Origin of the sequence: Kribbella aluminosa (assembly GCF_017876295.1) — a bacterium.
Classification (GTDB): domain Bacteria; phylum Actinomycetota; class Actinomycetes; order Propionibacteriales; family Kribbellaceae; genus Kribbella; species Kribbella aluminosa.
Window position 1 is genome coordinate 4,299,412 of record NZ_JAGINT010000002.1, and the last position, 13,314, is coordinate 4,312,725.

Here is a 13,314-nt window from a genome sequence, read left to right on the forward strand (position 1 = left end):
TGCCCCCGCCCGTCTCACCCCGGTCCTGTCTCCGCCCGGCCCGTCCTTGTGCGGCCTGCCCTGCCCATCCGGTTCCCCCTGCCCGTCCTTGTGCGTCCCGCCCGTCCCGGCCATCCTGCTCCGTGCTTCTCGGCCCGGCCTCTCCTGCACGGCTTGCCTGTTATTGCCGCGTCTGTCACGGCTCGATCGACGGCCTGACCGCCGTACCGTCCTCATGAGGTCAGCGCGGCCCCGGGGCCAGTGCCGAGAGCGGGTCCAGCCGGGCCGCCGTCATGGGCCGGCCACCGGCGGTCGGTGACAGCAGCCGGAGCGTGGATGTGCGGGCGAAGTTCTCCATGATCCGGAGTCGGACCACAGTCTCAGCGAACTGTGACTCTCTGGGTTCCGGTGTGGTCGACGTGGAAGGTGAATCCGTGGGGGCTGGTCCATTCGATGCCCCCGTCGGGCAGGCGTCGGTTGTGCCAGCCGCCGAAGGTTTTGGCGCGGTGGTGGAGTCGGTTTTGCGGTATGAGGTTGTCGACGCTGGTCTGCGCCACCGGTCGGGCTGGTCCGGGTGGTCGTGCCGATCCCGGTGGTGCTGTCGGTCCCGGTGGTGCGGTCGGTCCCGGTGGTCTGGTGCTTCCTGGTGGGCCTGTCCGTCCGGGTGGGCTTGTGGAGTCGGCTCGCCCGGCGCAGTCAGCTCGGGTCTGCAACAACCCGGACGAGTCCGGTTCACCGGTACTGTCCACGTGGTTGCTGTGCTCCGTGCCGCTGTGCTCCGTGCCGCTGTGCTCCGTGCCGGTGTGCTCCGGGTTGGCGTGGTCCGTGCCGGTGTGGTGGTACGGGGTGATGTGGTCGAGGTCCATGGATGGGGTGGCTTCGCCACTGCTGTGGGGGAACATGTCGACGGGGTGGCGCAGCCGTACTCGTTCGCGGATTCGGTCGGGGATTTCGTAGCTGTGGACGCTGACCTGGTCGTGCAGGTCGATGACTGGCTTCACGATCACTTGGTCGTGCCCGAGCAACTCGCCTAGTTGGTTCGCGAGCAGGGGGCCGAGCTGTTCTACCCGGAGTACGCCGGTGCCGGTGGTGAGGGTCTTGTCGGTGAGGTGTACGTACATGGTGTGCCGCGGCCGCCGACCGCTGCTCGCGCCGAGTCCGGTGCTGTAGGCGTCGCGCTTGATGGCGGCGAGCCGCTCCTGCAGCGTGTCGGCCAGCGCGAGCCGCGTAAACGCCTGCCCGGCACCGGCACCGTCCAGATCGTCTACATGGTCCACGCGGTACCCAGCGTCCGCCTGGTACCTACCGTCCATGTCGTACTCCTGGTCCACCCCGCACTCCTGGTCCACCCCGCACTCCTGGTCCACCCCGTACTCCTGGTCCACGTCGACCTCATGGTCGGCGTCGTACACGTCGTCGTCGTCGATGTCGTACGTGCGGGGTGTTCCGTCCATGCCGGGTGTACCGTCCACGCCGCACCTACCGTCCGTGCTGTCCATGGCGCCGTCTGTGCGGGACCTGCCGGGCGCGCCGTCCGTGCTGCACGCACTGTCCACGGCGGACGCGTCATCGGCGGCGGTCGGGTCGTTGGTGGTCGGGTTATCACCCTCGATGTGGTTGGCCACGGCCGCGTGATCGCCCAGAGCCTCGTCGTCACGCGGGGGCTCGTATGTCGCGGGGGCCTCGCCCGCAGTGGTGGCTGCGTCCTGAGCCACGGCCCCGCCGCAGTCGGCCTGAGGACCCGGTGCAGCCGGTGCAGCCTGGGCAGTCGGGTCGGCCGGCCCGGAGCGGTCCGTCGGGCTGGCCTGGCCGGCCTGGGCTGCCTGAGCGGACTGGGTCGTTGGGTCGGCCTGAGCGGTTGGGGCGGGCTGGGCCGTCGGGTTGGCCTGGGCGGTTGGGGCGGGCTGGGCCGTCGGTTTGGCCTGGGCCGTCAGGTCGGTTGGGGCGGGCTGGGCTGCTGGGTTGGTCGGCGTGGCCGAGGCGGGGTCTGTGGCTGGGTGGGGCTGGTTGGTGGGGTGTCGGCGGGTGTCTGGTCGGGTGTGCGGGTTGGGGGTGGTCGGCGGGCTGGAGTACGGGTCGGCCGGGCCGGGTCGGGGTGGTGGGGTGGGCTTTGGCTTGGTTGGTTGGGTGTGGGCGAGGTGGCGGGCTACTTGGAGGAGGTTGTGGGCGGCGGCGGGGTCGGCGATCCAGCCGATGGCTTTGGCGCGGCGTTGGTCGAGGGTGTCGGTGTCGCCGAGGGTTTTCAGTGCGTGGGCGAGGTCGTTGATGGTGGCGTCGAAGCGGATGATGTCGCCGGTGGCGGCGCGGACCCAGATGCGTTTGGTGCCGTGGTCGTCGCTGGGGTCGGACTGGGCGACGAACACGCCACGGGTGCGGGCGGCGGCCTCGGCGTCGGCTTGCGCCTGGTCGGGGTCGGCGTGCCAGACGGCGGCGGTGATGATATTGGTGAGCCGGCCCGGGGTGACTGTGTTCACGATGCCGGCGACGCGGCGGTCGACGATCGTGGCGGCTTCGATCGACAGTGACAGGCAGGCGCGGGCGATTTTGCGGGCGCGCCAGGAGATCGCGGTTCCGGCCAGTACAGCGGCCCAGATCCGAGGGAGGCGGTGTCTGAGGGCGAGTGCTTCGCCGATCAGTGACGAGGCTGCGCCGCTGGACATACCGAGGACGGCGCCGAACTCGACGGGCGCGAACTCGGCGACGCCGGGGCAGCCCTCGCCGCCGTAGACCTGGAGTCGTTCGTAGCCGGGCAGCGGGTCGCGACCGGTCCAGGTGACGACGGCGTGGTGGTCGGCGAAGGCGAGCGCGGTGCGCAGGATGCCGACGGCGGCGTGTTCCTGATCGTGGGCGTACTCGGCTGCCGCGGCCAACAGGTCCGTGGTGTCGAGGGCGTCCAGATCAGGATCGAACATGTGTTCTATTGTAGATCACAGAATGGTCTCGGCCAAATCGGTGATAGGACGGGATTCCTTACGGGTAAGGAGAATTGGTTGATGGCGATGCGCGTGAACGACAGTAGGTGTATCGAGTCGGGACACGTTCGCGGAGGTGTTCGGGAGACCCGGTTGGGCCTGGCGGGAGCGCAGTCGACCTCACGGGTTATCTCCGCCGAGGCTGCATCGCTGGTCGCAGACGCCCGTTGTGAGCACTCGGTGTTGCAATGGTGCTCTCAGTTGCGCGTCACGCGAACTGGCCGCGTTGGCGACGGTCGGCCGGGTGTGCCGGGCCGCGGCCTGTACGAGAAAGTTGGTTGCCCTGGGCATCACACGACGGTGCATCACACGACGGTGCATCACTCGACGCCCGGTCGCGTCGCATTACGGCAGCATTCGGTGCCTCCGCGGCCTTGTCATCCGCCTGCAGCCTGGCGCGAGCACCTTGGGCCCTGGAGTGGCTTCCGTGCGCACCAGCGACGGCTGCAGGAGTCAAGCCGCCGGCCTTGAACGGTGTCCAGCTAGCCTGCATGTCCCGTGACAACAGCAGCCGGCGCCACCACGTTCGCCCGGCAGTGCTGGTGCGTCCGCCGCCGAACGCGCGGCAAGGGTCAGCCGCAGCGAAGCGGTGACCAGTGCCTGCGCGTCCTGTCACCTCACAAGCATCCGACGCCACCACCTCCGCCCGGCAACACGTCACGCGCGCCTGCCGGACGCGGCAACAGGCAGCCGCCGCGGATCGGTGTCGGCTCAGCCAGCATCACGTCACCAGCACGACGTCACCGGCACGACGTCACCGGCACGCAGCATCGCAGCGCTCCGTGCCGCCGCGTCTCGTCCGGTAGCACCTCACGTACGGCCCGCAGTACCTCACGTGCAGCCCGTAGTACCTCTCGTGCAGCCCCGCCGGAGGCGGCAACAGGCAGGTGTCGTGGAGCGGTGTGCTTGGGGTTCTTACTCGCTGCGTTGGTGGTGGGGGGAGAGCATTGCTTCTAGTTGTTCTTCGGTTTCGTCGGCGGCTACGAAGAGGAGTTCGTCGTTGAGCTCGAGGGTGCCTTCGGGGTCGGGGCGGAGGACTCGGCCTTCGCGCAGGATTACCACCAGGGCCGTGTCGAGGGGCCAGTCGACGTCGCCGACGCGTTGGCCGATCATGGGGGAGTCTTCGGGGAGAGTGAGCTCGACCAGGTTCGCGTCGCCCTGGCGGAAGGTGAACAGGCGGACCAGGTCGCCGACCGAGACCGCTTCCTCGACGAGGGCGGACATGATCCGCGGCGTGGACACCGAGACGTCAACGCCCCAGGCCTCGTTGAACATCCACTCGTTCCGCGGATGGTTGACCCGGGCAACGGTCCGGGGTACGCCGAACTCGGTCTTGGCGAGCAGTGAGACGACCAGGTTGACCTTGTCGTCGCCGGTGCTGGCGATCGCGACCTGGCAGCGCTGCAGTGCGGCCTCCTCGAGCGAGGACAGTTCGCAGGCGTCGGCCAGCAGCCATTCGGCGCGCGGTACGGACTCGGCCTTGATCGCGCGCGGGTCCTTGTCGATCAGCAGCACCTCGTGGCCGTTCTCCAGGAGTTCGCCGGCGATCGAACGGCCGACGTTCCCGGCTCCGGCGATGGCGACCCGCATCACAGCTCCTCAGGCTTGGTGCCGAGTTGGGACTCGACCGTCGCGGCGTCCCGTTCCAGCATCACGACGTGCACCAGGTCGCCTTCTTGGATGACGGTGTCGGCCTTCGGCAGTATGCCCTCGCCGAGCCGGGTCAGGAACGCGACCCGGGCGCCGGTGGCCTTCTCGATGTCGAGGGCGACCCGGCCGACCCAGTCCGCGTGGACGTGGACCTCGGCCAGCCGGACGGTACCGGACGGGTCTCGCCATTCGGGCTCGGAGCCTTCCGGGAGCAGCCGGCGCATCATCTGGTCGACCGTCCAGCGGACGGTGCCGACGGTGGGGATGCCGAGCCGCTGGTAGACCTCGGCGCGGCCCGGGTCGTAGATCCGGGCGACCACGTTGCCGATCCCGAACGTCTCGCGCGCCACCCGGGCGGCCAGGATGTTCGAGTTGTCGCCGTTCGAGACCGCGGCGAAAGCCTCGGCGTCCTCGATGCCGGCCTCGATCAGCACCTCGCGGTCGAAGCCCATTCCGACGATGGTCCGGCCGGTGAAGTTGGGGCTGAGCCGGCGGAAGGCATCGACCGACTGGTCGATGATCGCAACCGTGTGTCCGCGCCGCTCGAGACCCCGCGCGAGCATCGACCCGACGCGGCCGCAGCCCATGATGACGACGTGCACTGAGTGATCACTCCTTGCCCCACGTGGGGCCGCTGTCTCGGTTCGGCAGGGATAGACGCTACACCGGAACCGAGGTCGGGTCTGGCACTCCCCGTCTACTGCGCGGCACTCGGTACGCTACCTCGCCGCACGGGGACAAAGGCCACGATGCGCCGCATCGAGACCTTCGCTCCCGCGCGCCGATGCACCGCACCGAGCACCTGCTCGCTACGACGGGGAGTGCCAGACCCGACCTTGGGCCCTCTAACATCACCGGTGTGACTCCCGCTCTAGGCGATATCGGCAAACGGCTGCTGCTCGGACGCAAACTGCGCAGCACTCAGCTGGGTGAGACCCTGCTGCCGAAGCGCATCGCCCTCCCGGTGTTCGCGAGCGACGCTCTGTCGTCGGTCGCGTACGCTCCCGACGAGGTCTTCCTGACGCTGTCGATCGCCGGCCTGGCGGCGTACAGCTTCTCGTGGAAGATCGGCCTGCTGGTCGCGTTCGTGATGCTCGTCGTGGTGGCGTCGTACCGGCAGAACGTGCACGCGTACCCGTCGGGGGGCGGTGACTACGAGGTCGCGACGGTGAACATCGGCCCGACCGCGGGGCTGACCGTCGCCAGTGCGCTGATGGTCGACTACGTGCTGACCGTGGCCGTGTCGATCTCGTCCGGCGTGCAGAACGCGAAGTCCGCGCTGCCGTTCTTGGAGGGCCACGAGGTACCGCTGGCGGTCGGCCTGGTGCTGGTACTGACCGCGATGAACCTGCGCGGCGTCCGGGAGTCGGGGGGCGTGTTCGCGGTCCCGACGTACATCTTCATGTTCTCGATCATCGGGATGGCGGTCTGGGGGCTGATCCGGCTCGCCGTCGGCAACCTCCCGATGGCCGAGAGCTCGGGCTTCGACGTCCGGCCGGAGCCCGGTAGCGAACTGTTCACCGGTGTGGCGGCGGTGTTCCTGCTGGCCCGGGCGTTCTCGTCCGGCTGTGCGGCGCTGACCGGTGTCGAGGCGATCAGCAACGGCGTGCCGGCGTTCCGGAAGCCGAAGAGCCGGAACGCCGCGACCACGCTGCTGCTGCTCGGGACGATCGCGGTCACGATGCTGATGAGCATCCTGTTCCTGGCCAGCAAGATCAAACTCCGGTACGCCGAGAACCCCGCGACCCAGCTGTACCGGAACGGGCAGCCGGTCGGCGACAGCTACACCCAGAAGACCGTGATCGGCCAGATCGGCGACTCGGTGTTCTCGAACTTCCAGCCGGCCTTCTACGTGGTGATCGGCGCGACGATGCTGATCCTGGTACTCGCCGCGAACACCGCGTTCAACGGGTTCCCGGTGCTCGCCTCGATCCTGGCCCGGGACGGCTTCCTGCCGCGCCAGTTGCACACCCGGGGCGACCGGCTGGCGTACAGCAACGGCATCGTCCTGCTGGCGCTCTGCGCGGCCGGGCTGATCATCGCGTTCGACGCCGAGGTCACCAAGCTGATCCAGCTGTACATCGTCGGCGTGTTCGTGAGCTTCACGCTCAGCCAGTTCGGGATGATCCGGCACTGGACGCGGCACCTGAAGACCGAGACGGACCCGGCGAAGCGGCGGCACATGTTCCGCTCCCGGATCATCAACACGGTCGGCCTGACGATGACCGGTGTGGTGCTGGTGATCGTGCTGCTGACCAAGTTCACCCACGGTGCGTACATCGCGATCATCGCGATGGCCTGCCTGTTCGTGCTGATGAAGGGCATCCACCGGCACTACGAGACGGTCCGCCGGCAGATGTCCGCCGAGGACGACGAGCCGCTGATGCTGCCGTCCCGCGTGCACTCGATCATCCTGGTCTCCAAGCTGCACCGGCCGACCCTGCGGGCGCTGGCGTTCGCGAAGGCAGCCCGCCCGTACACGCTCGAGGCGGTCACCGTCGACGTCGACCGGGACGAGTCCGACGCGCTGCAGGCCGAGTGGGACGCCCGCGGTATCCCGGTCCCGCTCAAGCGACTGGCCTCGCCGTACCGGGAGATCACCCGGCCTATCCTGCAGTATGTGCGCGACATCCGGCGGCAGTCGCCGCGGGATGTGGTGATGGTTTACATCCCGGAGTACGTCGTCGGGCACTGGTGGGAGCACCTGCTGCACAACCAGAGCGCACTCCGCCTCAAAGGGCGGCTCTTGTTCACACCTGGTGTGATGGTTACGTCCGTTCCTTACCAGTTGCTCTCGTCGCAGGGGGCCGAGGAGCGGCAGGACCGGGTGGAACGGGTAGCCGGCCAGGTACGGCGCGGTGCCCGCAAGGCGTCAGGAGATCGGTGACAGACGAGAACAGTCTGGTCGGGACGGTAGTCGAGCTGGAGGTAGGTCCAGTCGCACACGGGGGACACTGCGTCGCCCGGCACGAGGGGCAGGTGGTGTTCGTCCGGCACGCGCTGCCCGGCGAGCTGGTGCACGCCCGGATCACCGAACAGACCGCGAAGTACCTGCGGGCGGATGCGGTGTCGGTGCTCACGCCGTCGCCCCAGCGGATCGAGCCGCCGTGCCCGTATGCCGGACCGGGGCTGTGCGGCGGCTGTGACTTCCAGCACGCGAACATCGTGGAGCAGCGCCGCCTGAAGGCGACTGTCGTGTCGGACACGCTGCGGCGGATCGGCGGGATCGAGCGCACGGTCGTGATCGAGTCGCCGGGCGATGACGGGCTGGGTTGGCGGACGCGGATGCGGTACGCCGTCGTCGACGAGCGGCCCGGGATGTACGCGCACCGCTCACACGACCTGGTGCCGATCGACCGGTGCCTGATCGCGCATCCGGGGACTCCCGACGTACTGGGCTCGCGGTGGCCGGGTGTGTCGTCGGTGCAGGCTGTGGTGTCGTCGGAGGGCAAGACCGCCGTACAGACCGATAAGGACCCGGGAGAGCGGCTGGTCGAGGTCGTACGCGACCGGCGGTTCCTGGTGGAGGCCGGTGGGTTCTGGCAGGTGCACCCGGAGGCGCCGGAGACGCTGGTGGACGCCGTACTGAGCGGGCTCGAGCCTGCCCGCGGTGAGACTGCGCTTGATCTGTACTCGGGGGTCGGGCTGTTCGCTGCCTTCCTGGCCGAGGCCGGTTGCGTGGTGCTGGCGATCGAGGGCGACAAGGACGCGGTCCGGAACGCCCGGCGCAACCTGCACGACCTGGACGGGGTCACGCTGGAGAACGGCGACGTCGACCGGGTACTGAACGCGGCGGCCGGTCAGGGCCTGGAGCACGTGGACCTGGTCGTGCTCGATCCGCCACGGACCGGGGCCGGGAAGGATGTCGTACGGCGGATCGCCGCGCTCGGTCCGCGCCGGGTGGCGTACGTGGCGTGCGATCCGGCGGCGCTGGCGCGGGATCTGAAGACGTTCGGGCGGCTCGGGTACGGGATCGCGTCGCTGCGCGCGTTCGACCTGTTCGGCATGACCCATCACATCGAGTGCGTCGCCGTACTCGAGCCTGTGGACAGTGAAGTAGTCAGCGGGGGTGGCCTCGGGTAGCGTCTGGGCCTGGATTCCAAATGCGCTTGGAGACCCGATGCCGCTCGTTGACCTGGACGACCCGGAGGAGTTGCGCGCCCGCTGGACCGCACTCGCCGCGGTCGCCCATGCCACGGGCTTCGACCGGCGCTGGTACGCCGACGCCGACGGATACCACCACCAGGACGAGACCGCGTCCGTGCTGCGGATGACCAGGCTCGCGGACGGACGGGCGGTGCTGTGGGGATTCCACACCCAGCACAGCCAGACGGCCGGCGAGGACCTGCTCGCCGGTTCGCCGGACTGGATCGGGCAGCCGGAGGTGCGGCAGCGGCAGACCGCAGGCGAGCTCGGGTTCGTGTACGGCGCGTTCAACGCGACCTGGGCGCGGGCGTCGTACCCCGGCGATCCGTGGCAGCCGGTCGACGACGGGTTCGCGCCGATCGGGCAGTGGATCACGTCCGACGAGGCCGCCGCCGACGAGATGATCGAGTGGGTCGCCGAGTGGGCCGACTACCTCGGCGGGCTCGACGAGCTCCGGCCGTCCGGGGTCGTGCTGGTCCAGGCCGCTCGTGGTGCCGGGGTGTCCGCGGATGCCTTGGGGGCGTTCTTCGGGCATTTCGCGATCGATCCGCGATCTCCGCTGCAGCCTGACCTGCCGTCCGGGGTCGTCGCGGCGGAGGACTTCACCCGGAACTTTGCAGAACCGGCAAGTTTCCCCGCAGGCCCTGACACAGCCGAGGTCTCGGTCGTTGAACCCCTCGTGACCGGAGACAACCCGCTGGTGGACGACGAGGAGTCGTACGTCGTGCCGCCTGGCATCAGCCCCTTCACCGGGCAACCGCTCCCTGCTTCGCCTGGCGGGTCGGCTGAGGAGGTATCGGCGAAGAAGCAGGGCTGGCTCCGGCGCCGCAAGTACGACTCGGAGCCCGATCCAGGGTCTGCCGTGCCGCCGGCCGCGCCGCAGTACGACCCGGCGGCTCCGGGGACGTACATCCCTGACGACACGCCCAGCTCCGGCCTCCCGATCCGCCACACGTCGCCGGCACCGGGCTACACGCTTCCGTCGTCCGAGCCTCCTCGGGTAGGCGGCGGCCAGTACGAAGGCGACGACTTCTACAACAGCCTCTTCGCCGACGCCCCCGCTGCCGCCACTCCCGCTCCCGACCAGGACTGGGAAACCACCGAACAGCCGTCCTGGCCCGACCAGGAAGCCACCAGCGCCTACACGCCCTTCACCGAAGACACCCCCGCTCCCGAGTGGACAGGCCCCCGCTGGGTCGACGGCGAATGGGTCGAAAACTCACCCACTGACCACGAACCCGCCGCACCGTTCGTCCCACCGGCATCCACCAACCCTCGGAACGACTCACCTGCCGGCTCCCCGTCCGCGCTGCCCGGCATTCCGTCGCCGTTGGCACCTACCGACCCCGCAGCTGAGGCGCCGACCGGGTCCCCATTCACACCAGCACCCCCTCCCGCCGCAAGCCGGCCCGGTTCGTCGCTGGACCGTGCCGCGTCCGAGGACGAGGCCCCCACCGGCTCTCCGTTCGCGCCGGGGGCGGGTGCAGTTGCAGTTGCTGGCTCGGCGTTTGCGAGCGGGGCGGCGGCTGACTCGGACGGCCTTGGGGTCGCGCAGCGGGCGGACCTCGAGGACGACGACGCGCCGACCGCCGAGATCGCGGCAGTCCTCGACGGGGAACCTGCGGACGCCGGTGAAGAGGATCTCGCCTCGTTTACAGGACCGTCCCCGTTCGCTCCTGCGGACGACGTACCCCCGGAGCAGCTCCCGGCGGTTGGGTCAGCGCCTCGGCCCAGCGAGTCTGCTGAGCACTTCGCGGGTGGCCACGATCGGGCGAGCGACGTACCGGGCAGCGTCCGGCAGCAGCCTGCGAGCGGGCCGTACGTCGGCGGGCAGCCGTCCACGCCAGGTCCGGCCGGCGGGGAGCTGGATCCTGAGGATCAGACTGCGGAGATTCCTGCCGTACTCGCTGTGTCGGTCGGCGATGTGTCGGACGTTCAGGTCGACTCGTATGCAGCCGATGCTGCCGTCGTACCGGATGGTGCCGGTGGCGATCAGGAGCATCGGTATGGGGTTGAAGGTCAGGTAGAGCCTTACCCTCAGCCGCAGCCGCAGCCGTGGCCGCAGCCTCGCCCCGGGCCTTGGCCGCAGCCGGAGCCACACCCGGCCCCTTGGCCCGAGCCCACCCCGCCCGTACCCGGTCCGACCCCCGGACCGGAGCCGACGCCTGCACCGGGCCCGACGCCTGGGCCAAGTCCTGAGCCGATTCCTGGGCCGATTCCTGGGCCGATTCCTGGGCCGGGCCCGAGTCCGGTGCCGGGACCCGCACCCGTGCCGGGACCAGAGCCCATCCCGGGGCCTGAGCCTGTGCCCGGGCCAGACCCCGAGCCGGGGCCGTTCCCGGAGCCGGAGCCCGAGCCAGGGCCGTTCCCGGAGCCTGAGCCCGAGCCGGAGCCAGGGCCGTTCCCGGAGCCTGAGCCCGAGCCGGAGCCGGAGCCGTTCCCAGAGACTGAACCAGATCCCGCTCCGCAACCGGAGCTCGAATCCCTGCCGGAGCTGTACCCGCAGCCCGAGCCCCTTCCGGAGCCTCAGCCCGAGGTGGAGCCGGCGTCGGCCGCGGAGAGCACGCCGTACGGCGGTTCGGGGTGGGAGGTTGCGGGTCGGGAGGACGCTCGGGGGGCGGGTCGGTGGGCTGGGTTGGATGGGGTGGCGGGGGACTCGGAGGATGAGACGCCTACCGGGTCGATGCCCGTGGTGGGTGATGACGCGACCGGTGTGGGTGACGGTGTCGGGTACGGCGACGCGCCTGGGGCGCCTGGGTACGACGCTGGGCCTGGAGCGCCCGGGTACGACGCTGAGCCTGGGCCGGTCGAGTACGACGCTCTGCGTGAGGGGTATGCGGCGCGGTGGTCGCCTGGGGATGGCGGCGAGCAGGCGGGTGGCGGGCGCGAGCTGAACGGGCATGCGACGGGTGCCGAGGTGGATGGGTATGCGCCGCTCAACGATCCGGACAGGTATGCGCCGCTCAACGATCCGGCCGGGTATGCGCCGCTCAACGATCCGGCCGGGTATGTGCCGCTGAACGATCCGAACCGGCCTGGGGCGGCCGTTCCGCTGGTGGTGCCTGGGCTGGGGCTGATCGGGGGTGGGGGGCCTCGGGTTGTGCCGGAGGTGGGGTCTCTGGAGGCGGCCATGCGGGCTGAGGTGGAGCGACCCCGGCCGCGGCCGGGGGAGTCGGAGGCGGTGCAGGCGTTGCGGGCCTGGTGCCGGGCTCGGACAGCGGTTGTGCCGTCGGGGTTCACGATTCAGGTGCAGGTGCTCGATCCGAACGCCCCGTCGTACCGGTTCGATCTGGAGCCGCCGGAGGCCGCGGATCCGGAGTTTGCTGCCGACCGGCTCAGCGGGCTGCTGGCTGACTTGTGGTTGTCCGAGGCGCGGGGCGAGCAGGGCGGGTGGTTGTTCGCGCGGATCGACGCGGCGGGGCGGACGCTGCGGATCGATCGGTGGTACGACCAGGTGCCGGACTGGTGGGACAACCCGGTCGAGGAGCGGCTCGACGTGGACGGGCTGGTACGCCGGTTGTACGACCGCGGCCCGCAATGGCAACCGTCGTACCTGGAGAAGCTGTACACCCGCGCGAGATAGCGTTGGCACCATGCTTCTCAGGATCTTCACCGAACCTCAGCAGGGCGCGTCGTACGACGACCTTCTCGCCGTCGCGCGCAAGACGGAGGAGAACGGGTTCGACGCGTTCTTCCGTTCCGACCACTATCTCGTGATGGGCGACGGCGACGGTCTTCCGGGGCCGTCCGACTCGTGGATCACGCTCGCGGGGCTGGCCCGCGAGACGCAGCGGATCAAGCTCGGCACGCTGGTCAGCTCCGCCACGTTCCGGAACCCGGGTGTGCTCGCGATCTCGGTCGCGCAGGTCGACCAGATGAGCGGCGGGCGCGCCGAGCTCGGGCTCGGCGCCGGCTGGTACGAGGCCGAGCACAAGGCGTACGGGCTGGACTTCCCGGACACCCCCGGGCGCTTCGACCTCCTGACCGAGCAGCTCGAGCTGATCACCGGGCTGTGGGACACGCCAGTGGGGGAGAAGTACGAGTTCCAGGGCGAGCACTACCGGATCACCGACTCGCCGGCGCTGCCGAAGCCGGTGCAGCAGCCGCATCCGCCGATCATCATCGGCGGCGCGGGCAAGAAGCGGACGCCCGCGCTGGCGGCGAAGTACGCCGCGGAGTTCAACGCCGGCTTCCGCACCGTCGAGGAGACCGCCACCCTCTTCAAGCGCGTCCGAGCGGCCTGCGACGAAGCCGGCCGGGACCCGAAGACGCTCGCGCTGTCCACCGCCCACACGGTGATCGTCGGCAAGGACGACGCCGAGGTGAAGCGGCGCGCCGCCGCCATCGGCCGCGAGCCGCACCCCGAGAAGGACATCGCCGGTACGCCGGCCCAGGTGGTGGACCGCCTCGGCCAGTACGCCGCCGTCGGCTCGGACCGCCAGTACGTCCAGATCATGGACCTCCACGACCTCGACCACCTCGACCTGATCGCAGCCGAGGTGCTTCCACAGGTTTCCTGAGGCCAAGTCGGAATTATCTGTATCAAGTCTGAGTTATGCTCCTCAAG

The 13,314-nt window shown here is 69.8% G+C and carries 7 protein-coding genes; 4 read left to right on the top strand and 3 right to left on the bottom strand.

Translation table 11 applies throughout. The features are described from left to right. Positions 1 to 359: 359 nt before the first annotated feature. From JOF29_RS41525 to JOF29_RS41535, 3 genes are all read right to left on the bottom strand, one after another. Entirely contained in the window at positions 360 to 2,891 is a 2,532-nt protein-coding gene (locus JOF29_RS41525; RefSeq protein ID WP_209699767.1) for a hypothetical protein, read from the bottom strand. A 975-nt stretch (positions 2,892 to 3,866) separates the two neighbouring features. Beyond that, positions 3,867 to 4,541: a potassium channel family protein gene (locus tag JOF29_RS41530; RefSeq protein ID WP_209699768.1), complete on the bottom strand. Its 675-nt coding sequence runs from the start codon at positions 4,539 to 4,541 to the stop codon at positions 3,867 to 3,869. Next, complete coding sequence (locus JOF29_RS41535; protein WP_209699769.1) at positions 4,541 to 5,203, bottom strand: potassium channel family protein; 663 nt, start codon at positions 5,201 to 5,203, stop codon at positions 4,541 to 4,543. The genes JOF29_RS41530 and JOF29_RS41535 overlap by 1 nt, the downstream gene beginning before the upstream one ends. A 257-nt stretch (positions 5,204 to 5,460) precedes the next feature. On the opposite strand from JOF29_RS41535, the gene JOF29_RS41540 reads away from it, so the two are divergent. Genes JOF29_RS41540 through JOF29_RS41555 form a run of 4 tightly spaced genes read left to right on the top strand, consistent with a single transcriptional unit; the run spans position 5,461 to position 13,267 of the window. Next, a complete protein-coding gene (locus JOF29_RS41540) occupies positions 5,461 to 7,488 on the top strand; it encodes an APC family permease (RefSeq protein ID WP_307863972.1) in 2,028 nt (675 codons plus the stop codon). Continuing rightward, entirely contained in the window at positions 7,485 to 8,684 is a 1,200-nt protein-coding gene (locus JOF29_RS41545) for a class I SAM-dependent RNA methyltransferase (RefSeq protein ID WP_209699771.1), read from the top strand. The genes JOF29_RS41540 and JOF29_RS41545 overlap by 4 nt, the downstream gene beginning before the upstream one ends. 37 nt (positions 8,685 to 8,721) lie before the next feature. Next, positions 8,722 to 12,330, top strand: a complete 3,609-nt coding sequence (locus JOF29_RS45070) for a hypothetical protein (RefSeq protein WP_209699772.1) — start codon at positions 8,722 to 8,724, stop codon at positions 12,328 to 12,330. A 10-nt stretch (positions 12,331 to 12,340) separates the two neighbouring features. Then, positions 12,341 to 13,267, top strand: a complete 927-nt coding sequence (locus tag JOF29_RS41555; protein ID WP_209699773.1) for an LLM class F420-dependent oxidoreductase — start codon at positions 12,341 to 12,343, stop codon at positions 13,265 to 13,267. Positions 13,268 to 13,314 lie beyond the last annotated feature (47 nt).